Genomic DNA, 23,733 nt, shown 5'->3' with positions numbered 1-23,733 from the left:
GTTAATGGTATTTGCCGCGGGGAGGGGTGCGTGATAGCCGATCCGCCGCATCCTGCGGCGCTCAGACTATACGCAAAATCAGCTACAACGCTTATAAATTCAGCACTTACAGCTACTGAAATAATAGCAGATATCGCCACCAATTCTGCGCATCACGGCGAAGCCGGCGACCAGCTTTACCCAATTCCTCGGGTTTCTCCGTAGATAGAAAACGTTTGCGCAAACGTTTGCTTTGTTATTATCCGCGCCACAGAAGCCCGCCCGGACCGGCCCCGCCGCCCTCGCCCGCCCGCTGTAACTTTCACAACACCTTGGAGACAAACCCATGAAATTCACCCGCCGCACCGTCCAAACCACCCTCGCCCTGAGCATCATGGCCGGCCTGTTCGCCGGCCCCAGCTTCGCCGCCGACAAGCCCAAGGTGGCGCTGGTGATGAAGTCGCTGGCCAACGAGTTCTTCCGCACCATGGAAGACGGCGCCAAGGCCCACAACAAGGCCAACGCCGCCAAGTACACCCTGGTGTCCAACGGCATCAAGAACGAAACCGACACCGCGGCCCAGATCCGCATGGTCGAGCAGATGATTGCCCAAAAGGCCGATGCCATCGTCATCGCCCCGGCCGATTCCAAAGCCCTGGTGCCGGTACTGAAGACCGCCATCGACAAGGGCATTCTGGTGGTCAACATCGACAACCAGCTCGACGCCGATGCGCAAAAAGAAAAGGGTATCCAGATCCCGTTCGCCGGCCCGGACAACCGCGCCGGCGCCAAGCTGGTCGGTGACTTCCTGGCCAAGAGCCTGAAGGCCGGCGACAAGGTCGGCATCATTGAAGGCGTGTCCACCACCTTCAATGCGCAGCAGCGCACCCTGGGCTACCAGGACGCGATGAAGGCCGCTGGCGCCACCGTGGTCGGCGTGCAGTCCGGCAACTGGGAAATCGACAAGGGCAATACCGTGGCCTCCGGCATGCTGCGCGAACACCCGGACCTGAAGGCCCTGCTGGCCGGTAACGACAGCATGGCTCTGGGTGCCGTCGCCGCCGTCAAGGCCGCCGGCAAGACCGGCCAGGTGCAGGTCGTCGGCTACGACAACATCGGCGCGGTCAAGCCCATGCTGAAAGACGGCCGCATGCTGGCCACCGCCGACCAGTACGGTGCCAAGCAAGCCGTGTTCGGCATCGAGATCGCCTTGAAGGCGATTGCCGAGAAGAAGAAGCAAGCCGAAATGCCTGCGGCCATCCAGACCGACGTGGTGCTGGTCACCAAAGACAGCAAGTAACTGCCTGACCCGTGGCGCGGGCCTGTGTCCGCGCCACCCCCATTTCTGAATTCCATGACCCCCTCCCCCGTTTTAACCATCCAGTCGGTCAGCAAAACCTACGGCAGCAACACCGTGCTGCACGGCGTGTCGCTGCCGCTGCACCCCGGCGAAGTACTGGCGCTGACGGGCGAGAACGGCGCGGGCAAAAGCACGCTGTCGAAAATCATCTCTGGCCTGGAGCGCGCCAGCCAGGGCTCGCTGCAGCTCGGTGGCCAGGCCTTCGCCCCTGCTTCGCGCCGCGACGCCGAAGCGCTGGGCGTGCGCATGGTGATGCAGGAACTCAGCCTGGTGCCGACGCTGACCGTGGCCGAAAATTTACTGCTCGGAGCCATACCGCACCGCGGCCGCTGGCGCGCGCACTGGATCGACCATGCGCAGCTGAACACCCGTGCCGTGGCCCAGCTGGCGAAGATGGGCATTGAGGACATCGACCCGCGCACACCGGTGTCGCAGCTGGGCATAGGCCAGCAGCAGATGGTGGAGATTGCCCGCAATCTGCAGGACAACACCCGGGTGCTGATCCTCGACGAGCCCACCGCCATGCTGACGCCGCGCGAGACCCGGCATCTGTTCGACCAGATCGCGCTGCTGAAAGCCCAGGGCGTGGCCATCGTTTACGTGTCGCACCGGCTCGAAGAACTGATCCAGATCGCCGACACCCTGGCCGTGCTGCGCGACGGCCGCCTGGTCAAAACCTGCGCCATGCGCAGCGTGACCGAGCCCGACATCGTGCAGCTGATGGTGGGCCATGCGGTGGACCAGGACATGGGCCGGCCGCGCCGCCCGCGCGGCCCGTTGCTGCTGAATGCGAAAAACTTAGGCCGCGGCACGGCGGTGCAGGACGTGAGCCTGCAAGTCCACGCCGGCGAGGTCTTCGGCATCGCCGGCCTGGTCGGCAGCGGCCGCACCGAGCTGCTGCGCCTGCTGTTTGGCGCCGACCGCACCGACACCGGCGAGATCACCATCCAGGGCACAGCCCACAAAGGCTGGCGCTCGCCCATCAAGGCGATTGCCGCCGGCATCGGCCTAGTCACCGAAGACCGCAAATCCCAGGGCCTGCTGCTCAGCCAGCCGATCCGCATCAATACCACCCTCAGCGACGTGGGCGCCGTATCGCACGCCGGTTGGCTGGACCGCGCCCGTGAAGACAGCATTGCCCAAAACATGGTGCAGCGCCTGTCGATACGCTGCAGCGGCCCCGAACAAGCGGTGGGCACGCTCAGCGGTGGCAACCAGCAAAAGGTGGTGTTCGCCCGCTGGCTGCACCGCGAATGCAATGTGCTGCTGCTGGACGAACCGACCCGCGGCGTCGACGTGGGTGCGCGCGCCGACATCTATGCCGAGCTGGAAAAAATGGCCGAGGCCGGCAAGGCCTTGCTGATGGTCTCCAGCGACTTGCGCGAGCTGATGCAGATGTGCGACCGCATCGGCGTCATGGCCCATGGCCGCCTGGTCACGGTGTTCGAGCGCGGCGAGTGGACCGAGAAATCCCTGCTGGCCGCCGCCTTTACCGACACCGCCGCCCTGAACGGCACCCACGGTTGAACCCCTAATTTTCACTATGTCTACCTCTACCAAATCCCCCACCAGCAGCCAGCTCGGCACCTACCTGGGCCTGAGCGCCGTGCTCATCGGCATGGTCGTGCTGTTCGGCAACCTCAGCGAATACTTCTTCAGTGCCGACACCTTTGTCGCCATCGCCAACGAGATCCCGGCCCTGCTGGTGATGGCCGTGGGCATGACCTTTGTGCTGATCATTGCCGGCATCGATTTGTCGGTCGGTTCGGTGCTGGCGCTGTCGGCCGCGGCCACCGCCAACGCCATCCTGCTCTGGCACTGGAGCGTGCTGCCAGCTGCCGCGCTGGGCCTGCTGGTCGGCCTGGCCTGCGGCGCCATCACCGGCAGCATTGCGGTGGTCTGGCGCCTGCCGTCCTTCATCGTCTCGCTGGGCATGCTGGAAGCCGTGCGCGGCGGCGCCTATGTGGCCACCGACTCGCGCACCCAGTATGTGGGCGACGCCATCTCCGGCCTGGCTGCGCCCTGGGTGGGCGGCGTGTCGTCGGCCTTCTTCATCGCCGTGGCCCTGGTCGTGGTCGGCCAGCTGGTACTGACCAAGACCGTGTTCGGCCGCTACGTGGTGGGCATAGGCACCAACGAGGAAGCCATGCGCCTGGCCGGCATCAACCCCAGCCCGATCCGCATCGCGGTATTTGCCGCCACCGGCCTGCTGGCTGGCTTTGCGGGCCTGATGCAGTCTGCCCGGTTGGAGGCCGCCGACCCGAACGCCGGCACCGGCATCGAGCTGCAGGTGATTGCCGCGGTGGTCATCGGCGGCACCAGCCTGATGGGTGGGCGCGGCTCGGTGGTCAACACCTTCTTTGGCGTGCTGATCATTGCCGTGCTGGAAGCCGGTCTGGCCCAGGTGGGCGTCAGCGACCCGAGCAAGCGCATCATCACCGGCTGCGTGATCGTGGTCGCCGTCATCATCGATACACTGCGGCAGCGCCGCGCCGCGCGCGCCCACTGAGCACCCCATGGCCTCCATCAAAGACGTTGCCCGCCACGCCAACGTATCCATTTCCACCGTTTCCCATGTGGTGAACCGCACGCGCTTTGTCAGCGACAAGGCGCGGCAAGACGTAGAGGCCGCCATCCGCGCACTCGGCTACGTGCCCAGCGCCGTGGCGCGCAGCCTGAAGAGCAATACCACCCGCACCCTGGGGATGCTGATCCCCAACTGCTCCAACCCCTACTTCGCGGAGATCGTGCGCAGCGTCGAAGACCACTGCTTTGCCAGCGGCTACACGCTGATCTTGTGCAACACCGACGACGAGCCGCTGCGCCAAAGCGTCTACCTCAAGGTGCTGGCCGAGAAGCGCGTCGACGGTCTGATCATCATCTCCACCGGCGAAGACAGCGATCTGCAGGATCTGCTGCAAGGCCTGACCACGCCCACCGTGCTACTGGACCGCGAGGTCACCCATGTGCACTGCGACCTGGTGGAAACCGCCAACGTGCAAGGCGGCCAGATGGCCACCGAACACCTGGTAGCGCTAGGCCACCGGCGCATCGCCTGCATAGGCGGCCCGGCCGAGCTCAGCCCCAGCGCCCAGCGCATCCAGGGCTGGCGCAATGCGCTGGCTGCGGCTGCATTGGACGCCAACGACTTGCTCTGGCACAGCGACTTCAGCAGCCAGGGCGGCTTTACCGCGATGCAGGCCATCCTGCAATCGCCCCAGCAGCCAACGGCGGTATTCGTCTGCAACGACCTGATGGGTATAGGCGCGCTCAGCGCCGCCCACGAGGCCGGGTTGCGCATACCGCAAGACCTGTCCATCATCGGCTTTGACGACATCGAACTGGCCCGCTTCACCAGCCCGCCGCTGACCACCATCGTCCAGCCCAAGCAACGCATCGGCAGGCTGGCGGTCGACATGCTGCTGGAACGCATACAGGGTGGGCGCACCGATACCAGACAAGTTTTATTGCAGCCCGAGCTGATCGTGCGCGCATCCACAGCCTCTCCCACCACACCATGAAACGCACCACCCTGCTCCACGCCGAACTCTCCCAGGTCATTGCCAGCATGGGCCATGGCGACATGCTGGTGCTGGGCGATGCCGGTCTGCCGATCCCGGTAGGCCCCGGCGCGCCACAGCGCATCGACCTGGCGCTCTGCCCCGGTACACCCGGTCTGCAGCAAGTCCTGCAAGCCGTGCTGACCGAGCTGCAGGTCGAAGCCAGCATCATCGCCACCGAAGCCCTGGTCGGCGACGAACGCCAGTTGCCCGCCTGGTGCGCCGACCAGCTGCCCGCCAAGCCGGCGAATATCGGCCATACCGAGTTCAAAAAGCTCTGCGGCCAGGCCCGCGCCATGGTCCGCACGGGAGAGTGCACGCCCTACGCCAACATCATCCTGGTGGCCGGTGTCAGCTTTTAAGAAACCGCTTGCAAACCTTCTCCCCAAAAAGAGGGATAAAAAAAACCATAGCTCGGGACTTGAATCAAGAAAAATTTGTGAAACGAGAGTCGCTTCTTGGCAATTGTTTTCTCTGCTTTGAGAGTGGGCCATCTATCTTGGCCTTGATTCTGTGAAGACCTAAACACGTTTTGAGACAAGCACGAGCGCGCGCAATGACTGCGAATGAGTGGCACATAGCCGTGGTTAGAATGCCGCGGCTGTTTACACATTGTTTACAGAAAATAACCATTCACAATCAATTCAGTACGCGCCATCCGTACCTGGGAGCTTTCAGTGCATTTTCTTTTGCAAATCAATCGCCTTTATACGGTGTTGGCGGTCTTCTTTGTATCCGCCTTTTTGACAGGCTGCGCAACACCTGTACAACCCAATATTCCATTTGCGAATTCCACGCTGAACTCCGGTTCAGGCAAGGTGGGGGTGGCCGTTGTAGTTGCGGCGAAGCCCAACACCCATTTTCCAGGAGCCAACTGCTTACTATGTATCGGCACGGCCAACCTGATACATACGTCACTCAATGCACACACTGCCAAGCTATCCAACCAAGAGGTCTACCAAATAGAGGCTGATTTGACCAAGGTATTGCAAAGCAAAGGTATTCCTTTCGTGGCATTGCCTGTCGATATGAAACTGAATGACCTGCCCAAGGCTGCAAAAATTGAAGCTGGGTTTACCACACTGGACTTCAAGGGATTGCAAGCCCAATACGGTATCGATCATCTTCTACTTGTACAAACCGGTGCAATGGGTTTCGAAAGGCCTTTCGCGTCTTATGTCCCTACAGCCGAACCACATGCCTGGGTTGCAGGCTCCGTGATGATGATCAAGCTCCCAGAAAACCGTCTAGAGTGGTTTGAACCCGTTCAAATCCGGAAGAATGCAGACGGCGCATGGGATGAACCGCCTTCGTTCCCCGGTTTGACGAGTGCGTATTACGAAGCAATTGAGGAATTCAAAGACCGTGTCCTGGTTGATCTGAAGAAATGAAGTTTCTGCAGACCAAAGCGATATGGCTGGGTTTGCTGTTTTTGAATGTTGTATTGACCACGCAATCGACGTTTGCGTCGGATGCCGGATTTCCGGCATTGGATGCACCTTTACCTGCTATGGGCACCGAATGGCGCTGGGTCATTCAAGGTGATGGTGCTGTAAGCGTACATGGATCCGTCGGCCGCGACGGGTCGACGGGAGCTGTACATCCTATGATGTATCCAGCTCCCGATGCCGTGTCATTTATAGCAGCAATACTCACACATGCCGTTATCAACTCGGGGATTCGCAGCGCGGAGCAAGAGAAGCGATTGAAGGAGGCAGATATTGTTTTGCAACCACTCCATCAGGCGTTGGTTAACCTGACTACGCAGCAACTGAGTGTGGATGTGGCGCGCCGATCAGCGCTTCTGGCCGACCACCAGATGCATCCTTTAGCGACGACGGAATGGTTGGCTGAAATCACGCCATCCTACCTGGTGTCATCTGACCTACGCTCACTGAGCCTGGATGCGGATATCGTCATTTGGCCCGCAAAAAAAGGCAAAGTACCAGCAGCCATTCGCAAAATACGCGTTCTGTCTGATCCGTTGGAGAAAGACAGTGGACTGCAACACTGGACTGACAACGACGGGGAGGCTCTGCAAAGGGTAGCGACAGGTTTATTGGTCGAGGCAATTGAATTGGCCATGCAGACATGGTCTGCACCAGACCCCGGCTCACAACGCACCCTAAGGTTCCGCGACGGCGCATATGTTCGAACGGAACGGGCCCAATTGCTGCAGACGCAATGTGGTCGTTTGCATGCACGAAATTTGCGCGGCTGGCTGATATCACTTCCTGCTGTGACGTCGATCACGAATGAAGAAAAAGACAATGCGTGCGAAATTTGGGGCACTCGATTTCGCTGAAGTCGGCTAAAGCAGACCGCCATACGCTATCAAATACGCAGCATATAGCGCACATTCCACCTATGCTGGTGACGCTTTCTACTTAAATACTCGGCGCAACAAGGTCATCATCGGCTGCCTACAATGGGTCAGGCCGGGCGCCGTGTGCGCGCCCTTTTTGTTGCCCTATTCCACCACTCTATGAATCTCCCGCTGCTGGCCCTGGCCATCGCCGCTTTTGGCATTGGCACCACCGAATTCGTCATCATGGGCCTGCTGCCCGAAGTGGCCGGCGACCTGGGGGTTTCCATTCCCTCGGCCGGCATGCTGGTCTCGGCCTATGCGCTGGGCGTGGCCGTCGGCGGTCCTATCCTGGCAGTGGCCACCGCGCGGCTGCCGCGCAAGACCACGCTGGCCTGGCTGATGGCCTTGTTCGTACTCGGCAATGTGGGCTGCGCGCTGGCGCCCGACTACGGCTGGCTGATGGTGGCGCGGGTGCTCACCTCGTTCTGCCACGCGGCCTTCTTCGGCATCGGCGCGGTGGTGGCCACCAGCGTGGTCGAGCCGCACAAGCGGGCCCAGGCCATGTCGCTGATGTTCGCCGGCCTGACCCTGGCCAATGTGCTGGGCGTGCCGCTGGGCACCCTGCTGGGCCAGCAGGCCGGCTGGAGATCGACCTTCTGGGTGGTGGCGGTGATCGGCGTGCTGGCCATGCTGGCCGTGCTGCGCTGGGTGCCGGCGCTGCGCCAGAACCTCAGCGGCAGCGTGCTGGGCGAGTTCCGGGTGCTGAAAGTCAAGCAGGTCTGGCTGGCCCTGGGTACCAGCGCGCTGGCCTCGGCTGCGCTGTTCACCGTGTTCACCTACATCACCCCCATCCTGCGCGACGTGACCGGCGTGGCGCCGCAGAACGTCAGCGGCGTGCTGCTGCTGTGCGGCGTCGGCCTGACCATCGGCAACCTGGTCGGCGGCCGCCTGGCCGATTGGAAGCTGATGCCCTCGCTGATGGGCATCTTCGCGGCGGTGGCGACGGTGCTGGTGGTCTTCTCGTTCACCAGCGCCTGGCTCTGGCCGGCCGTCATCACCTTGATGCTCTGGGGTATGGCCTCGTTCGCCACCGGTGCGCCGCTGCAGGTGCGGGTGGTGTCGCAGGCCGGCACTGCGCCCGGTCTGGCCTCCACGTTAAACATCGGCGCCTTCAACCTGGGCAATGCCGCCGGCGCCTGGCTGGGCGGCGCGGCCATCGACATCGGCTGGTCGCTGCAGGCCCTGCCCCTGGTGGCGGCCGGCGTGGCCGTGCTGGCGCTGGGCGTGACCGCCTACTCGGCCTGGCTGGAGCGCCGGGGCCCGCAGCTGCGCGGCGCGGTGCTGGGCTGCGAAACCGGTTAAGCGGGCACGCCGTTATCCCCCATTTGGGGGATTGCACACCGATGTGCGTCTGGTTAGGCTCTGGCACCCCCACCCGATTCGGAGCCCACCATGCGCCTCGCCAGCTTCAACGTTGAAAACATGTTCGACCGGGCCAAGGCCCTGAACGGCAGCGACTGGGCCGAAGGCAAGCCCGCGCTGGAAGCCCACAAGGAACTCAACGCCTTGTTCGAGAAACCGCGCTACAGCGCAGCCGACAAGCAGCGCATGCTCAAGCTGATGGCCGACAACGGCCTGCTGAAGACCGACGAAGGCCCGTTGCTGCTGCTGCGCAAAATCCGCGGCACGCTGATCAAGCGCCCGCGCGTTGGCGAAGCCAGCATCGTGGCCGCCGGCCGCAAGAGCTGGATCGGCTGGGTCGAGCTGAAGACCGAGCCAGTCAACGAGGTCGCCACCCTGAACACCGCGCGCGTGCTGCACGCCGTGGCCGCCGACCTGCAGGTGGTGATCGAAGCCGAAGACCGCACGGTGCTGCGCCTGTTCAACCAGCAGGTGCTGATCGAGGTGGCGGGCAAGCCCTTCGACCATGTGATGCTGGTCGATGGCAACGACGACCGCGGCATCGACGTCGGCCTGATGACCCGCGCCAAATACCCCATCCTGTCGATCCGCTCGCATGTGGACGACACCGACGCCAAGGGCACGATCTTCAGCCGCGACTGCGCCGAATACGAGATCGGCCTGCCCCAGGGCAAGCGCCTGTGGCTGCTGGCCAACCATTTCAAAAGCAAGGGCTATGGCACGCAGGCGGCCAACGATGCCAAGCGCAAGCGCCAGGCCCAGCGCGTGCGCGAACTGGTGGACGCCCACCTGCTGGCCGGCGAAACCCTGGTGGCCGTGGTGGGCGACCTGAACGAAATCCCGGCCAACGCCCCGATGGACCCGCTGCTGCGCCAGGGCTCGCCGCTGCAGGACATCAGCAGCCACCCCGCCTACGCCAGCGGCGGCAAGCCGGGCACGCACGGCAACTGCGGCGCCAGCGCCAAGCTGGATTACATCCTGCTGTCGCCCGATCTGTTCGCCAAGGTCACGGCCGCCGGGGTCGAGCGCCGCGGCATGTGGGGCGGCACCAACGGCACGCTGTGGCCGCATTTCCCCGAGCTGACGAATGCCGACGAAGCCGCCTCCGACCATGCGGCGCTGTGGGTCGACCTGGAGCTCTGACGCGACCCTGCGACCATGAAAAAAGGCTACCCCTGGTAGCCTTTTTCCGTTCTGGCCCGCAGGCCAAAGCTATCAGCGCTTCAGCAGCACCTTCAGCACGGTCTGCATGCGGCGCGCATTGCCGGCATCAAACGGGCTGGCCAGCACCTTGGCCGTGTCCTGCGCCCAGGTCTGGGCCGGCGACGGGTCGTTGCGCTTGGTCAGCAGCTGCAGTTGCAGCATGCGGCGGGCGCTGACCAGCTCGGCTGGCGTGGGCGCTTCGGCGGCGATTTCCAGGCGCAGCAGGGCTTCGCCCGCGGCCTTGTCGTCGGCCTTGGCCGGCGCGCTGATGCTTTGCGACCAGGCGCTGCGGGTGGCGGGGTTCACGCCATGGCCCAGAGCCTGGACGCTAGGCAGTTGCGCCACGTCGCGCTTTTCCCAGGCCGTCAGCAGGTCGGTCAAGACTTCGCCGTGGGCCTGCGCGGCCAGCTTCTTCAGCGCGTGCTGGGCGTTTTCCAGCGCATCGCGCTGGGCGCGGAAGGCGGCATCGCCCAGGCGCGGGCCACGGTCTTCAAACGCCGGGCGGTCGCCCCAACGTCCTGCATCACGGCCACCGTCACGTCCGCCATCGCGCGGGCCACGCTCATCGCGGCGCGGCTCGAACTTGTTGTCACCCGGGCGCGGTGTGCGTGGGCCGTCCTTGCGGTCGCCAAACTTGCCGCCACGGCCGGCTTGCACCGGCTCGGCCTTCTTCATGCCAGGGCGGTCATCGCCGCGCATCGCCACCACCGGCTTGCGCACGGGCTTGGGCGGCTCGACCGGAGCGGCTTCGGCTGCAGGTTCGGCATTTGCTACAGTTTCCGTAGCTTCTGGCGCAGACTCTGCCTGCGCTGGAGCCGGATTTTCTTCAGAAACTTCGGTCACCGGAGCAGCGGCTTGCGATTCGGCTTGCACAGCCGACTGGGCCACGGCTTCGGCCTTGTCGGCGTTGACGGCCGCCTGGGCCAGGGCCTGGCCGCGCAAGGCGGCTTCCAGGCCGGCCATGGCGGCGCGGATCTTCTGCGCGTCGCCGCTGGCATTGGCGGCGTCCAGGGCCTTGGCGGCTTCCAGCACCATGCGGTCGCGGTCGCTCAGGGCGGCGGCGGATTTCTCGCGCTCTTCGGTCTTGCGGTTGAAGGCGTCGTCCAGCGGCTTGCGGAAAGCGTCCCACAGCTTTTGCTCAAACTTGCGGTCCATGGGCACGCTTTGCGCCTCGGCCTGCCAGCGTTGCTGCAAGGCCTTGACGGCGTCGATGCGCAGCACCGGCGCGGCGCCCAGCACCTTGGCTTCTTCGATCATGGCGTGGCGGCGGTCGACGCTGGCCTTTTGCAGGTTTTCCAGCGGCGCGGCGGCCAGGCCGATGGCCTCTTTCCACAGCGGCTGCATTTCGGCAAAGGCTTTTTCGCCCAAGTGGCCAGCATCGCGCCAGCGGTCGCCGAACTGGTGCAGGATGCGCGAAAAGCCCTTCCAGTCGCCGTCCTTGGCCGTCACGTTCTCGGCCGCCCAGGCCTTGACTTCTTCGATCAGCGCCAGGCGCTGGGCCTTGTGCGCGACGGCGTCGGTCTTGACCTTGTCCAGCCAGGCTTCGACCACCTTGTAGGCCTCGTTGCAGGCGTCGTCGAAGCGCTTCCACAGCGCGTGGTTGGGCACGCCGCCTTGGTCGGTCTGCTTCCACTGCTCGCGCATCTGGCGCAAGGTGTCCTGCATCTTGCGGCCGCCCAGGGCGTGGCCGTCGGGGCGCTTGAGCAGGCCCTCCGCCTTGATCAGCAGTTCTTCGCGCAGCTGGTCGGCGCGCCAGCGTTGCCAGCCTTCGAGTTCGCCGGCAGCGGCTAGCGCGGCTTGCGCGGCATTGCCCAGCTTGTCGTCGACCAGGCGGTTGTGTTCTTTGAGCGCATTGCGCAGCGCGGCGGCAGCACCGGCGCTGGCCTTGCCATGGCCTTCGGCCACTTCTTGCTCGACCTTGGTCAGGGCTTCCTGCACGGCCTTGTTGGCAGCTTCGCGCAGGGCCGGATCGACCGGCGCCTTCGCCTGCTTGGCCGGCCGGTCGGATTTGGCGGCTTCCAGCGGCACGCCGCGGGCCACGCGCAATTCGTCGGCCCAGACATTGACGGGCGGCAGCGGTGCTGCTGCGTCGGCATCGGCGGCCACGGTCAGCGCCAGTGCGGCCTGGAACGCATCCCACACCACCAGCAGCTGGCCGCGCGAAGAGTCCAGCATGGTCGGGTACTTGCCGTCCACGCTGGTCCAGTTGGTATCGGAGGCCAACTCTGTGGCCTGGTCTTGCCAGTGTTTCACGTCGGCACCCAGCACCTCCAAGGCCGCCTGCGCATCGCGCCAGGGCTTGGTGGACAGCACTTCGATGCGCTGGGCCAGCAGCACAGCGGCTTCGCGCTGGACTTGCACGCGGTGCTGCAGGTCTTCAATACCTTTGACGCGGTCGGCCAGTTGCACCTTCAGCGCAGCCAATGGCTCCTTGCTCAGCGGCGCGCCGGCCTTGGCGGCATCGCGCTGCCAGGCCATAGCGTCGGCCATGTTCAGCTTGGGCAGGGCCAGCAAGGCCGTGGCTTTGCGCGCCCATTCGGCGGCGATGATTTCGGCGCCCTTGGTGCGCTTGAGTTCGTCGAGCTTTTCGCGCAGTGGCTTGGCAGCGCCGCGGTCGCGGCCGTTGAGTTCCTGGAACACCTCGTGCATCTGCTCGTAGCTGGGGTTGGTGACCAGCCAGTCGCGGATGCGCTGGGCCCGCTCACCGGCGGTGTGGGCCGAGAAGGCGCCACCGGTCAAAGCGTCAAGCGGATGTGGTTCGTTGGATTTGGGTGTGGTCACAGCAGGCTTTTCGGACGGAGTGGCGGGCGCGGTTTTGGGGTTGGAGAAACCAAACATGGATGAACTTATTCTTGGGGTAGACCGACGGGCATTTACACACCGGTAGATGCCCGCACAGGGTAAAAAAACAAGTGGCCAAAGCAGCCACCCGTGCCCTACGGCACATGGGTCCGGATCAGGGCTAGGGGGCTATTTTCGCCGCTTTTCGAACTGGCTTGTAAATCGAGGGTTACGGCTAGGGCGTTGCCAGCTGCAAGTCGGCCTGCGGACGCCAGTTGGCGTCGCCTTCGGTGGTTTTGGCAGCCCCCAGAAACAGCCGCTCCAGCGGTAGCTTCTGGGCCGCCAGGTAGTCGCGCACCGCCACGCCGCGCTGCACCGCCAGGCGCTGCACATTGTCTGCATCGACCGGCAGATTGGCCAGCAGCAGCTGCTCCATCTCGGGCTGCGGCAGGTCTTTCAACAGACCAATCGCGTTGCGCGGCTTGGGGAAGCTGGCGCGCTGGTAGACCGACTTGAGCAGCGCCGGGTATTCGGCGTCGCTGACCGCGATGCCCTCCAGCTCGGCGGCGTCGGCATTGGCGGCGGCCGCGCCACCGGCCACCAGATTGCGGCGCTTCTCGGCCAGCACCCGGCGCTGCAGGCGCTGGCGCTGCATGGCTTCGCGCTCGACCTCCAGGCTGGCATTGCCCACCACGGTCATCTTCAGCGCCGGCCGGTCGGTCAGCACCTTGGCCACCTTGTCCAGGCCTTGCCGGGCCTCGGCCGTCAGCACCGCGCTGCCGGGGGCGAAGGGCACGCTGCCCAGTTCCTCCCCACCGCCGCCAAACGCATGGGCCAGCAGGCTGAACGGCGAGGTGATGGCCTTGGCGATCAGGTTGCCGAGGATCTTCCAGATCACCGGGCCGATGCGGAACTGCGGGTCGTTCAGCGAGCCCGACAGCGGCAGGTTCAGGTCGATCACGCCATTGCTGTCGGCCAGCAGGGCCACGGCCAGCTTGACCGGCAGGCTGGCGGGCGCACCGGCCACCTCGTCGCCAAAGGTCAGCTGGTTCAAGATAATGCTGTTAGTAGCAGTCAGCTGGCCGTCGGGCTGGACGGTGTAGTGCACGTCCACGCTCATCTTGCCGCGCTCTATGCCGTGGCCTACGTAGCGGATGCTGTAAGGCGACAGCGCGGGCAGCTCCAGGTCGCGCACCTTGGCGCCGATGTCCAGCGCCAGCGGCTTGGCTAGCGGATTCAGCTTGCCCAGGATCTCCAACGAAGCCGTGCCCTCGGCGCGGCCACGCAGCTCCAGGTCGGCCAGCTGCACCTGGCCTTGCGCAGGCACGGACGAGAACGCACCCAGCTTGCCGGTCAGCTCGCTCAGATTTGCCGAGTAATTGGGTTTGACGAAGCGGTCGGAGAACAGCACCCGGCCGTTCACCAGGCTGATGCCGCCCATACGCACCACTGCGCCCGGCTCATTGGGAGCATTTGGGGCGCTGGCGCTGGTAGCGACTGCGGGAGCAGCTACTTTATTTGTAGCATCGGCAGCTGGCGTTGGAGGCGGGCTGCTGGACTTGACCAGATCCTGCAGGTTGATGCGGCCGGTTTCGTCGACCACGATGCGGGCGTAGAAGTCGCTGAGCGCGGTTTCCTTGATTTCAACCCGGGTGGCAGTACCGGGCTTGAGGGTCACGTCCAGGCCGCGCAGGTTCAGCAGCTTCCAGCTCAGCAACTCGCGCCCGGCCACCGGCGTCGGTGCGCCATCGGCCCCGCTGGAGACGGTAGACACGGCCATGGTGCTGTTGACCGAGCGGTTGGCGCGCAGGTCTTCGAGGGTGCCGTCGCCGCGCACCTGCAGCACCGGGCCGGCCGGGCTGGCGGTATAGGCCAGCTGGCCTTTGAAGCTGGTGTCGGCCCGCACCACGTCCACGTTCAGCGAAGCGCCGAAATACGGCTCGAAGGCATGCAGCGGCAGATGCACCAGGTCCAGCTGGCCCTGGGCTGCCAGCGGCTGCAGCGCCAGCGTGCCCTTGTAGGCCAGCCGGCCCGGCTCGGCATTGCCTGCGCCTATGCGCGCCGACACCGTCAAGGGCGAGGCCTTGGCGCTGCCGGGGGCCAGGTCTTTCATCTGCAACTGCAAGGCCGTCACCTCGAAGGCCACGGGGTCGGCATTCGCCTGGTCCAGGTACGACACGGCGCCGCCGTCCAGCTGCAGGTCCGCCACGCTAACGGCCCAGGGCTGGCCGGGTGCGGCCGGAGTCGGTGCGCTGCTGGGCTTGAGCCAGGCTTCAAACATCCAACGCTGGTCTTTGCCGCGCGCCACTTTGGCCCTTGGTTCGGTGAGGCTGAGCTTGCCGATCTGGACCCGGCGCTGGCCCAGGTCGACCTGGGCCTGGCTGATCTGCAGCTGGCGCAGACTGGCCAGGGCGGGTATTTCCACCTTCTCTGGCTTAGCGCCCTTGGCGTTACTGGGCTGGCTGCTCTTCTTATTAGTAGCAAGCGCTGCCGCCCCTAGGGCCAGGTTGTCCAGCGTGAGCTGTTTGGCGCTGAGCTGCAGTGCGTCCGGCGCCTTCCATTGCACTTGCAGATCGGCGCTGAGCTGGCCGGTCAGGCGCGGCTCCAGCACCGAGGCCAGATACGGTGCGGCGACCGCCAGCGGCAAACCGCCGAGCTGGGCATCGACCTGGGCTTGCTGGTCGGTCGCCGAACCACTAAAGCGCAGCTCGGACGACGTGGCGGCATCGCCGGCGATCTGCGCACTGCCCTTGAACTGCAGCGGCTGGGTAAACGGCCAGGCGATGGCGGACGCCTCCAGCGCCAGCTGCTTCAGCGCCACCTGGGCCGCGGGCTGGGTGCTGGCGTCGGTCCAGCGCAGGCTGCCGCTGTGCAAGGCCAGCTTGTCCACGCTGACTTTCCAGCCCGTGGGTTGAGGATCTTTTGTGCCGCTGGCGCTCGCAGCTGCTGCGGGAGCAGCTATTGTTTTACCAGCAACCGGGGCAGAGGCCACATTCAGCCGGCCAGCGGCATCGCGGCGCAGGTCAAGCGCGGGCGCGGCCAGCTCGACGGCGGACAGCTTGACGGTCTGCTCCAGCGGGCGCAACGCATCCAGCGTGAGCTTGAGCGAGTCCAGCGCCAGCCAGCCCGCGCCTTGCGGATTGGCCAGCTTGATCTGGTCGGCCTGCAGCACGCCGCTGATGCGCAGCGAAGGCTTGGGCGTCTGCTCGAACGCCAGTTTCAGGTCGGCGTTCAGCACCGCAGCCTGCAGCTTCACCGGCAGGCTGGCGGGCAGATACGGCAGGTACGGCGCCAGGTCCATACCCTTCAGCTGGAAGCTAGCGTCGGTCTTGCGCGAGGTGGCAAACGGCGTGGTCTGCGCGGCCGAATCGAAATGGCTGCCATTGAGGGTGAAGGCCAGGCGCGGCTCAGCCTTGATCTCGCGCTGCGAATCCAGGTTGCTGATAAACGGCAGGCTCAGGTGCAGATCGCGCAGGGCATGGGTGGCGCCGACTGGCTTGTCAACAAAGTCCACTGCGCCGCCGGTCAGGGTGATGTTGTAGAGCGCAAAAGCCGGCGTGGGGCTGGGCGTGGGCTCGGGCGGGCTGCTCAGGCGGGCCAGCACGTCGTCAAAATCGTAGTGGCCATCGCCCTGGTGGGTGATTTTGAGCACCGGCTGGTCGATCGCAATGCCATCGAGCACTGGCGCCAAGCGCCGCAGCGATTGCCACAGGGCTACATCGACCAGGATGCGCTGCATTTTCAGCTGGGGAACCGTGCCGCTGGCTGCGGCAATCGACACGTCGTCCAAAGTCAGCGCCAAGGTCCAGGGGTGGAAGTCCACATGGCCCACCTGCACCTGGCGGCCCAGCTTGTCGCTCCCCACCTTTTCGGCCTGGCTCTTCACTATATAGGGCACGGCCAGCCAGGCCAGGCCCCAGAGCAGCAGCCCGCCGACCAACACGTACAGCGCGCGGCGCAGCCATTTATTTCCAGAAAGCAGTTCGAATGTCATACCGGGCATTTTGCCGCCAGACCGCAGCGGTACAACACGGGAAAGCGCGCGCCCAAAAACATGAAAGCCCGGACGGTAGGTGTTGAGCCTGGCCGCCGGGCCTGACGGCGAACTTGCGGTTCATGCCGTCTGGGGTTGCAAGGGAGAGAGTGATGTCCCCCATTGCATTGGAAACAAGAGATTGCTTCCATATAGTTCCGGGGCTGCTGCACACCACCGTCGCAAAGTGTCGGGTGGCATTGGCTCCTACCGGAGAGCGCCCGTTTTGAGGCGGGCGCTGTCAATTTAGGCCATGGTGAGAGGGATTTCAAATCTGGTTTTCAATGCAAATCCCGCCGGCGATTGAGTCAATTTGATTGACAAGCCGCGCAGGCCCGGCGCATACGCGCAAGGGCCGGATGCCCCTCAACGCCCCCGTCTAGACACAAAAATCTACAAACTTGCACCCGGTTTTACCGGTCCAAAACTGTGGCGATTCAGGCGGTATACAAAGTAATTGTAAAAATTGTAAAAAGCACGCCACCTGCGCGCATTTCCGCGCTTTTATCGACTAGCCAATTTTTGCCCAGGCCTTTGTAAGAAGCTGTAAACAATGGATGGAGAGCTCTGCTTTGTGTAGCAGTAGCATTTTGTAAGCCCCATCACGACAGGACCGAATGCGCCACTTTTTCAGCGCCTGCAGCGCCCATCAACACACAAGAATATGTATATAAAAACAGTTAAAAATCAAAAAATTAGAATATAAAACCAATTTGATATGCTTGACTCGATATTAATAGTCCTCCTAGAATCCGCCGTCCCCCCGTAAACCGCTACGGACAAACCGACCCGCTGCCGACCCCCGGCTAAGTCAAATCGCTGCCAACGTCTCGAAGACACCGCAGGATTTTGATGGCGTACCAACCCAATCGAAGTGCCAAAGCGAATTGCTCTTACGCAATCTTGTCGCCCCCGGCCTTCGCGAGATGAGGAAGTGCTATGACAGCGTTACAGAAGTTAGGGAATGGGCTGCGAACCTTCGCATCCGACATTGCCCAAGGCTTTTTTGAGATTACCCACAACGGATTTGCTCTCTTGGGCTTGGTTGTGGCCTTTACCGTAGTGACCATGACCGCCCGGCCCGATTTGCGCCAGGTTGCCGAAGTCCAGCTGATGGGCTGGCTGCAAGAGCGCCAGGTCGAAGCCACCGGCATGGATACCATCGAAGCGGTAGCTGAACCCGAGGCGGTAGACCGTGCCACGGCCAGCAATCCGCAAGACCTGCCCAAGCAGCAGGCGGCTGTGGCCTACTGGCTGAGCAAGAAATACCATGTCGCGGCCGAACCGGTCAGCGCCCTGGTGGCCGAGGCGTATGAGCTGGGCCGGCGCGTCAAGCTCGACCCCACGCTGATCCTGGCGGTAATGGCCATCGAATCGGGCTTCAACCCGTTCGCCCAAAGTGCCGTTGGCGCCCAAGGCCTGATGCAGGTCATGACCCGTGTGCACACCGAGAAATACGACGTGTTTGGCGGCAAACTGGCCGCATTCGACCCGTTGACCAATCTGCGCGTAGGCGTCAAGGTGCTGCAAGAGTGCATTTCGCGTGCCGGCTCCGTCGAAGGCGGGCTGCGCTACTACGTGGGTGCCGCCAATATCGAAGACGACGGCGGCTACGCTGGCAAGGTGATGGCCGAACACGGCCGCCTGCAGCAAGTGGCCGCAGGCCGCCCTACTCCTGTGACCACCCCGCGCGCCATTCCGGTAGCCGCACCGGCTGTGAAGCCTCAAGCGCCTGCGGAAGCGGAAAAGGTCGCCGCTTTGATGGCTTACTAAGCCTCCGTTACACTAGCACCGTACGCAACTGGCGATAGGCGTGACCCCTGGATTTGATTCAGGGTGCTCACGCTGACGTGGACCACCGCAGCGGCCTTCTTAGCAAGGCCATGCGGGCAACCACTGGGAAGCGTGCCGCCGAATCCGTTTGGCGTTCAGCCGTTCGCCTGGGCAGCACTTGTTCCACCCCAAAGACTTTCGTCTGATAGGACTGCCATGTACGACCGCCAGATTCTGATCGAGCAAACCGACCCCGAGCTGTTTACAGCCATCCAGGCTGAAAACGCCCGCCAAGAGCACCACATCGAGCTCATCGCCAGCGAAAACTATGCCTCGCCCGCCGTCATGGCCGCGCAAGGCTCGCAGCTGACCAACAAATACGCCGAGGGCTACCCTGGCCGTCGCTACTACGGTGGCTGCGAATATGTAGACGTGGCCGAGCAACTGGCGATTGACCGCGTCAAACAAATTTTCGGCGCCGAAGCCGCCAACGTGCAGCCCCATTGCGGCGCATCGGCAAATGAAGCCGTGTTCCTGGCTTTCCTGAAGCCCGGCGACACCATCATGGGCATGAGCCTGGCCGAAGGCGGTCACCTGACCCACGGCATGGCACTGAACATGAGCGGCAAATGGTTCAACGTGGTCAGCTACGGCCTGAACGCCAAAGAAGAAATCGATTACGACGCGATGGAGCGCAAGGCCCACGAAACCAAGCCAAAACTGATTATTGCGGGCGCCAGTGCTTACTCTCTTGCTATTGATTTTGAACGCTTCGCGAAAGTCGCCAAGGCCGTGGGCGCGATCTTCATGGTCGACATGGCGCACTACGCCGGGCTGATCGCCGCAGGCATCTACCCGAACCCCGTGCCGCACGCCGACATCGTCACCTCGACCACCCACAAGAGCCTGCGCGGTCCACGCGGCGGCATCATCTTGATGAAGTCGGAGTTTGAGAAAGCCATCAACAGCGCCATCTTCCCCGGCCTGCAAGGCGGCCCGCTGATGCACGTGATTGCAGCCAAAGCTGTAGCTTTCAAGGAAGCGCTGGCGCCAGAATTCAAGGTATACCAACAGCAAGTCTTGCGCAACGCCCAGGTAGTTGCCGAAACCCTGACCCAGCGCGGCCTGCGCATCGTCAGCGGCGGCACCCAAAGCCACCTCATGCTGGTGGATTTGCGTGCCAAGGGCATTACCGGCAAGGAAGCGGAAGCCGTGCTGGGCAGCGCCCACATGACGATCAACAAGAACGCCATCCCCAACGACCCTGAAAAGCCCATGGTCACCAGCGGCGTGCGCATTGGCACCCCCGCCATGACCACCCGCGGCTTCAAGGACGAGGAAGCCCGTGCCACGGCCAACTTGGTAGCCGACGTGCTGGACAACCCGCGCGATGCCGCCAATCTGGACGTCGTGCGCGCCAAGGTCGCCGCGCTGACCAGCCGCTTCCCCGTCTACCGTTAAGCCGCCGTGGCTTAACGCTCTGCCATGAAATGCCCCTTCTGCGGCCACGGCGAGACCCAAGTGGTCGAAACCCGTGAATCCGATGACGGCGACCTAGTACGTCGCCGCCGCCGCTGCGGGGGCTGTGAGCAGCGCTTCACTACTTATGAGCGTGCAGAAGTAGCCATGCCTAGTGTGGTCAAAAAGGACGGCAGCCGAACCGACTTTGACCGCAGCAAACTACAGGCATCCATGCGCCTGGCCTTGCGCAAACGCCCGGTCGGCATTGAGCAAGTCGAAGCAGCGCTCGACCGAATCGAACGTACCCTCCTATCGAGCGGAACCAAGGAAATGCCCACAGCCAAGCTGGGCGAACTGGTGATGCGCGAACTCAAGAACCTCGACAAAGTCGCCTACGTGCGCTTTGCGTCGGTGTACCGCAGCTTTGAAGATGTGGACGAGTTCAGCCGGTTGATCCAGGATATTTGAAGCATTGCGCTAGGCTTCAAAAATTGGGCCAGCGGTCGGTTTTACACGACCAGCGGGGAGGTAGACGGCATGGCTTCCATGCACAATCTGATACATGTTTGTTTACATGACTTCAGCACGCCCTACCCCTCATCGGGGTTTTACCCTCATCGAATTAATGGTGACCGTGGCTCTGGCTGCCATTTTGGCAGCCCTGGCCGCTCCATCGTTGCGTGCATTCATCGTGCGCAACAATTTTTCAAGCATGGGCAATGAATTCAGCGGCAGCATTCTCCGAGCCCGGAATGAAGCAGTGAGTAAGAACATGTGCGTCACCATGTGCATGAGCAGCACGGTAGACACCACAACGGGCAATGGGCCTGTTTGTCTAACTACTGGCCAAGACTGGCAAGTCGGCTGGATTGTGTTTTTGAATCCAGAATGCAACACCACGATCAACCGCCCACAGGAAACCAATGCCAGCGGCACACTCGTCAACAAGCCTGAAAACATGCTACTAGTAAGAAGAACGGGAAATGCTGACTACACACTGATGTCTCAAAGTACCACTCGCAAAATCCAGTTCAACCCACGTGGAAATTCAAACCTTGGCGCAGCCGGCCGATTCGATCTTGTTTATACAGACAACCAGTTGTCAAATGCATATGGTTTTAGCATCTGCTTGGATGCTTTAGGGCGAACGCGGTCTGTTCCGTCTGCGGTCGTTTGCAATAGCTATTAGGAGTGAATGCTGTGCCGAAAATTCACTCCTATATCCGACAGCATTCAAGCCCAACTCGTGGTGTAACTTTGATTGAAGTGTTGGTCGCCATCGTCATACTATCTATAGGGCTTCTGGGCATAGCAGGTCTGCAGGTTGCAACCACCAAATTTAAACTCGGCAGCCAGTCCCGCGCAGCAACAGCCTCTCTGTATGCCGATTACGCAGACTTAGCCCGCCTAAACCCCGATATGTTGGGCAAAAGCTGGGTGTCCGGAGGTCGATTGACAGCAGTACCGGACCATGCTGGCTACAGCTCTTTATACGCATTCCCCGCCTTCTCTGACACTGCGGCATATGCCAGCAATCCAGATGCATTAGCCATAACCTTCCCGACGGGCAGTACTTGGGCGGCCCAGCAAGCCATCAGCGACACCACACTGCAAACCCAGATCAATGCCGTAGCCTGCGAAGGCAGCACAGCGGTTTGCATACCTGCTGACCGCGCTACGTACGACATGCTGACTTGGCGCCAGCGCGTGCGCAACAGCCTGCCACAGGGAGCCGTTTTTGTGACGGGTGACCGTAGTACAGGAGTGGTTGTCACGCTTATGTGGATGGACAAGGACAACACCGACCGAACGGCATCCACGAACGACGGCACCAGCGCAACCCAACCCAATTTAGTTCTGGCCACCCAATGCAGCACTGTTGCAAGCACCAACTTTGGTCTCGCACGGCAAACCTGCTGCCCTGATGCCGCAGCGGCACCTGCCGGCGTGCGTTGCAACCGCTTTTCCTTCATGCCATGAAACGCAACAAACTCTTTGTACGCCAGCGCGGCGTTACGCTGATTGAACTGATGGTGACAATTGCCATCACTTTGTTTTTAGTGGCGGCTGCAGCCTATGTTTACCTAGGTACCAGAGAAACCCAGCGCGCCATTGATCGCAACGGCAGCAATGCTGAAACCGGCGCGTTTGTGCTGCAGCTCATCGGCCGCGACATCATGAAAGCAGGCTATTACCCAGCCAATATCTCCCGCGTCACCCCCGACGAAGGTTTCCCAAAGTTGGCCGGCTTCCCTCCCACCAAGGACATCAACAATAACGCATTGGCAACCGACTGGACGCCCCCTGCACCGCAGTCAGTTTATCTATCCGGCCTGTTTGGCTGTGATGGCGCGCAATACGATCCAACGGCCACTCCTCCCTGCGGCACACCTTCTGCCAACGAGCCTGACTCGCTCGTGGTGAACTACTTCACCAACGACAACATGGGCGTTAACGTTGGGGACCAATTTGACTGTAGTGGAGCAGACGTTGCTAACAGTGCCAGCAACAGCAATCGGCTCAATACACTTCAACCACTTCAAGCACCACTCCAACCGCTATTTGTATCCAACCGCTATGCAATTTCTGCGGCCAAAAAAACCCAGATTGATCAGCAGGAAATAACCACCCGAAGCTTCGCATGCGTTGGCAACGGTAGCGGCGACAACGCCGGCAGTACCGGTATTCCCTACCAACCCATACTTGCTGGCATTGAGGATATGCAGATCACTTATGGGGTTTTTGCAGCGACGGCCAACCAAGATCGTCGAACACCAGATAAATACTTTACAGCGACCGAGGTCAGTAATTTGGGGACCGTATCTGTGGAGTTCGGGGCACTGGGCGTAACACCGCTGTCACCATGGTCGCGAGTTGTTTCAGTTCGCGTTTGCGTCATGACCAAAAGCGTGGGAGCTTCCCCCAAAATTGCCGACAAAGCCGGCGTTGAGCGGAAATACCTGGACTGTAAGGGCGTAGAGCAAACCCAAGCAGCAAATGACAACAGTTTGCGCAAGCGCTTTGTTCAAGAGTTTGCTGTACGCAACCGATTGAACCAGACCTACTAGCTCCAAACTATGACAAGGCCAAAAAAATTGACGCTCATGCGGTGCATGCAACCCGCCAAATCTCAACAAGGCGTCGCACTAGTCATGGTGCTGCTTTTCTTACTAGCCATTACAGGTTTAACAGTCTGGGCTGCTCGCCAATCTATGCTTGGCGAAGGTATGGCCCGCAATCAGCAAGATATGGAGATAGCCAGACAGGCTGCAGAATCCGCTTTACGCGATGCTGAACGGGATATTGAAAATGCAGGATTAAATGTAGCTAATTGGGCCGTCAATCCTAGCCTCCTGGCCGGAAGGTCTTGCTCCCGAATTGCTCGCAGATTGATTGCTATTGACTTTACAAGCAATTGTGCAAAAGGCCTTTGCCAGCGCACCGATGCGCAATATGCGAGTTACCAGTGGAGCACAGCCGATATAACAACCGGTGGTGAACCTTGGTGGCCCAGCACCAGAGGTGGGCAATGGGTCAATGACTTTAACGGAAGCACTGTTACCAAACCCGGCAGAACCCCGGTAGATAGCAATAACTGCGAAACATTCACAGGGGGCGTACCTTTGGGCACATATACCGGTGCAGCCCCAATTAAAGGTGTCGCCGTCCAACCAGAATACCTGATCGAATATTTCAAGCGTTCAGTGCCCGGGCAGCAGGAAAAAGATATCTACCGAATCACTGCACGAGGATTTGGTTACACCTCTCGCACTCAAGTGGTCGTGCAGTCTATTTTCTTGCCTTAATCGATACAGACCTACGAGGCTGCGCTTTTGCCTACAAAAATGATTTC

General features: G+C 62.0%; 18 protein-coding genes and 1 riboswitch. Of the genes, 16 read left to right on the top strand and 2 right to left on the bottom strand.

Features of this window, described 5'->3' with window-relative positions:
* Positions 1-325: 325 nt before the first annotated feature.
* The 9 genes from J2X19_RS10465 (at position 326) to J2X19_RS10425 (ending at position 9,772) form a co-directional block, all read left to right on the top strand.
* Positions 326-1,279, top strand: coding sequence for a sugar ABC transporter substrate-binding protein (locus J2X19_RS10465; protein ID WP_310373089.1), 954 nt, complete (start codon positions 326-328; stop codon positions 1,277-1,279).
* Positions 1,280-1,333: 54 nt separating this feature from the next.
* Complete coding sequence (locus tag J2X19_RS10460) at positions 1,334-2,866, top strand: sugar ABC transporter ATP-binding protein (protein WP_310373088.1); 1,533 nt, start codon at positions 1,334-1,336, stop codon at positions 2,864-2,866.
* 16 nt (positions 2,867-2,882) lie between these two features.
* Positions 2,883-3,848 (top strand): ABC transporter permease, encoded by a 966-nt coding sequence (locus J2X19_RS10455; RefSeq protein WP_116603888.1) that lies wholly within the window; start codon positions 2,883-2,885, stop codon positions 3,846-3,848.
* Positions 3,849-3,855: 7 nt separating this feature from the next.
* A complete protein-coding gene (locus J2X19_RS10450; RefSeq protein WP_310373087.1) occupies positions 3,856-4,860 on the top strand; it encodes a LacI family DNA-binding transcriptional regulator in 1,005 nt (334 codons plus the stop codon).
* The gene (gene rbsD / locus J2X19_RS10445) at positions 4,857-5,261 is read left to right on the top strand and encodes a D-ribose pyranase (protein ID WP_116603890.1); all 405 of its coding nucleotides are present in this window, start codon (positions 4,857-4,859) and stop codon (positions 5,259-5,261) included. The genes J2X19_RS10450 and rbsD overlap by 4 nt, the downstream gene beginning before the upstream one ends.
* 327 nt (positions 5,262-5,588) lie before the next feature.
* Positions 5,589-6,290: a hypothetical protein gene (locus J2X19_RS10440; RefSeq protein WP_310373086.1), complete on the top strand. Its 702-nt coding sequence runs from the start codon at positions 5,589-5,591 to the stop codon at positions 6,288-6,290.
* Positions 6,287-7,204 carry a hypothetical protein gene (locus tag J2X19_RS10435; protein WP_310373085.1) on the top strand — a complete coding sequence of 306 codons (918 nt, stop codon included), beginning with the start codon at positions 6,287-6,289 and terminating at the stop codon, positions 7,202-7,204. Before J2X19_RS10440 ends, J2X19_RS10435 begins: the two co-directional genes overlap by 4 nt.
* A gap of 180 nt (positions 7,205-7,384) precedes the next feature.
* Positions 7,385-8,569: an MFS transporter gene (locus J2X19_RS10430; protein ID WP_310373084.1), complete on the top strand. Its 1,185-nt coding sequence runs from the start codon at positions 7,385-7,387 to the stop codon at positions 8,567-8,569.
* Positions 8,570-8,659: 90 nt separating this feature from the next.
* Complete coding sequence (locus J2X19_RS10425) at positions 8,660-9,772, top strand: endonuclease/exonuclease/phosphatase family protein (protein ID WP_310373083.1); 1,113 nt, start codon at positions 8,660-8,662, stop codon at positions 9,770-9,772.
* Positions 9,773-9,844: 72 nt separating this feature from the next.
* On the opposite strand, the gene J2X19_RS10420 is transcribed toward J2X19_RS10425, so the two are convergent.
* Positions 9,845-12,670 carry a DUF349 domain-containing protein gene (locus tag J2X19_RS10420; RefSeq protein ID WP_310373082.1) on the bottom strand — a complete coding sequence of 942 codons (2,826 nt, stop codon included), beginning with the start codon at positions 12,668-12,670 and terminating at the stop codon, positions 9,845-9,847.
* Between the two features lie 178 nt (positions 12,671-12,848).
* Positions 12,849-16,607, bottom strand: coding sequence for a DUF748 domain-containing protein (locus J2X19_RS10415; protein ID WP_310373081.1), 3,759 nt, complete (start codon positions 16,605-16,607; stop codon positions 12,849-12,851).
* A gap of 978 nt (positions 16,608-17,585) precedes the next feature.
* Between J2X19_RS10415 and J2X19_RS10410 the strand changes: the two genes are divergently transcribed.
* The 7 genes from J2X19_RS10410 to J2X19_RS10380 all read left to right on the top strand — a co-directional run bounded on the left by J2X19_RS10410 (position 17,586) and on the right by J2X19_RS10380 (position 23,686).
* Positions 17,586-18,419, top strand: coding sequence for a lytic transglycosylase domain-containing protein (locus tag J2X19_RS10410; protein WP_092756560.1), 834 nt, complete (start codon positions 17,586-17,588; stop codon positions 18,417-18,419).
* Between the two features lie 14 nt (positions 18,420-18,433).
* A riboswitch (ZMP/ZTP riboswitch) is annotated at positions 18,434-18,599 on the top strand.
* Between the two features lie 36 nt (positions 18,600-18,635).
* A complete protein-coding gene (glyA, locus tag J2X19_RS10405) occupies positions 18,636-19,880 on the top strand; it encodes a serine hydroxymethyltransferase (protein ID WP_310373080.1) in 1,245 nt (414 codons plus the stop codon).
* Between the two features lie 24 nt (positions 19,881-19,904).
* Positions 19,905-20,348 carry a transcriptional regulator NrdR gene (gene nrdR, locus J2X19_RS10400; RefSeq protein WP_116603897.1) on the top strand — a complete coding sequence of 148 codons (444 nt, stop codon included), beginning with the start codon at positions 19,905-19,907 and terminating at the stop codon, positions 20,346-20,348.
* 94 nt (positions 20,349-20,442) lie between these two features.
* Complete coding sequence (locus tag J2X19_RS10395) at positions 20,443-21,069, top strand: GspH/FimT family pseudopilin (protein ID WP_310373079.1); 627 nt, start codon at positions 20,443-20,445, stop codon at positions 21,067-21,069.
* An 11-nt stretch (positions 21,070-21,080) separates the two neighbouring features.
* Positions 21,081-21,860 carry a prepilin-type N-terminal cleavage/methylation domain-containing protein gene (locus J2X19_RS10390; RefSeq protein ID WP_310373078.1) on the top strand — a complete coding sequence of 260 codons (780 nt, stop codon included), beginning with the start codon at positions 21,081-21,083 and terminating at the stop codon, positions 21,858-21,860.
* Positions 21,857-22,948: a PilW family protein gene (locus tag J2X19_RS10385; protein ID WP_310373077.1), complete on the top strand. Its 1,092-nt coding sequence runs from the start codon at positions 21,857-21,859 to the stop codon at positions 22,946-22,948. The genes J2X19_RS10390 and J2X19_RS10385 overlap by 4 nt, the downstream gene beginning before the upstream one ends.
* A gap of 45 nt (positions 22,949-22,993) precedes the next feature.
* Positions 22,994-23,686: a pilus assembly PilX family protein gene (locus J2X19_RS10380; RefSeq protein WP_310373076.1), complete on the top strand. Its 693-nt coding sequence runs from the start codon at positions 22,994-22,996 to the stop codon at positions 23,684-23,686.
* The last annotated feature ends 47 nt before the right edge of the window (positions 23,687-23,733 follow it).

The sequence above is a fragment of the Rhodoferax ferrireducens genome (genome assembly GCF_031458075.1).
GTDB classification, from domain to species: domain Bacteria; phylum Pseudomonadota; class Gammaproteobacteria; order Burkholderiales; family Burkholderiaceae_C; genus Rhodoferax_B; species Rhodoferax_B ferrireducens_A.
The sequence above is the reverse complement of the archived record's forward strand: the minus strand, read 5'-3'. Positions and strand labels throughout refer to the sequence as shown.

Excerpts from the sequence above, each read along its gene's own strand:
- J2X19_RS10465 (WP_310373089.1), top strand. The coding sequence starts at position 326 with ATGAAATTCACCCGCCGCACCGTCCAAACCACCCTCGCCCTGAGCATC.
- J2X19_RS10460 (WP_310373088.1), top strand. The coding sequence starts at position 1,334 with ATGACCCCCTCCCCCGTTTTAACCATCCAGTCGGTCAGCAAAACCTAC.
- J2X19_RS10455 (WP_116603888.1), top strand. The coding sequence starts at position 2,883 with ATGTCTACCTCTACCAAATCCCCCACCAGCAGCCAGCTCGGCACCTAC.
- J2X19_RS10450 (WP_310373087.1), top strand. The coding sequence starts at position 3,856 with ATGGCCTCCATCAAAGACGTTGCCCGCCACGCCAACGTATCCATTTCC.
- rbsD (WP_116603890.1), top strand. The coding sequence starts at position 4,857 with ATGAAACGCACCACCCTGCTCCACGCCGAACTCTCCCAGGTCATTGCC.
- J2X19_RS10435 (WP_310373085.1), top strand. The coding sequence starts at position 6,287 with ATGAAGTTTCTGCAGACCAAAGCGATATGGCTGGGTTTGCTGTTTTTG.
- J2X19_RS10430 (WP_310373084.1), top strand. The coding sequence starts at position 7,385 with ATGAATCTCCCGCTGCTGGCCCTGGCCATCGCCGCTTTTGGCATTGGC.
- J2X19_RS10425 (WP_310373083.1), top strand. The coding sequence starts at position 8,660 with ATGCGCCTCGCCAGCTTCAACGTTGAAAACATGTTCGACCGGGCCAAG.
- J2X19_RS10420 (WP_310373082.1), bottom strand. The coding sequence starts at position 12,670 with ATGTTTGGTTTCTCCAACCCCAAAACCGCGCCCGCCACTCCGTCCGAA.
- J2X19_RS10415 (WP_310373081.1), bottom strand. The coding sequence starts at position 16,607 with ATGACATTCGAACTGCTTTCTGGAAATAAATGGCTGCGCCGCGCGCTG.
- J2X19_RS10410 (WP_092756560.1), top strand. The coding sequence starts at position 17,586 with ATGACAGCGTTACAGAAGTTAGGGAATGGGCTGCGAACCTTCGCATCC.
- glyA (WP_310373080.1), top strand. The coding sequence starts at position 18,636 with ATGTACGACCGCCAGATTCTGATCGAGCAAACCGACCCCGAGCTGTTT.
- nrdR (WP_116603897.1), top strand. The coding sequence starts at position 19,905 with ATGAAATGCCCCTTCTGCGGCCACGGCGAGACCCAAGTGGTCGAAACC.
- J2X19_RS10395 (WP_310373079.1), top strand. The coding sequence starts at position 20,443 with ATGTTTGTTTACATGACTTCAGCACGCCCTACCCCTCATCGGGGTTTT.
- J2X19_RS10385 (WP_310373077.1), top strand. The coding sequence starts at position 21,857 with ATGAAACGCAACAAACTCTTTGTACGCCAGCGCGGCGTTACGCTGATT.
- J2X19_RS10380 (WP_310373076.1), top strand. The coding sequence starts at position 22,994 with ATGCAACCCGCCAAATCTCAACAAGGCGTCGCACTAGTCATGGTGCTG.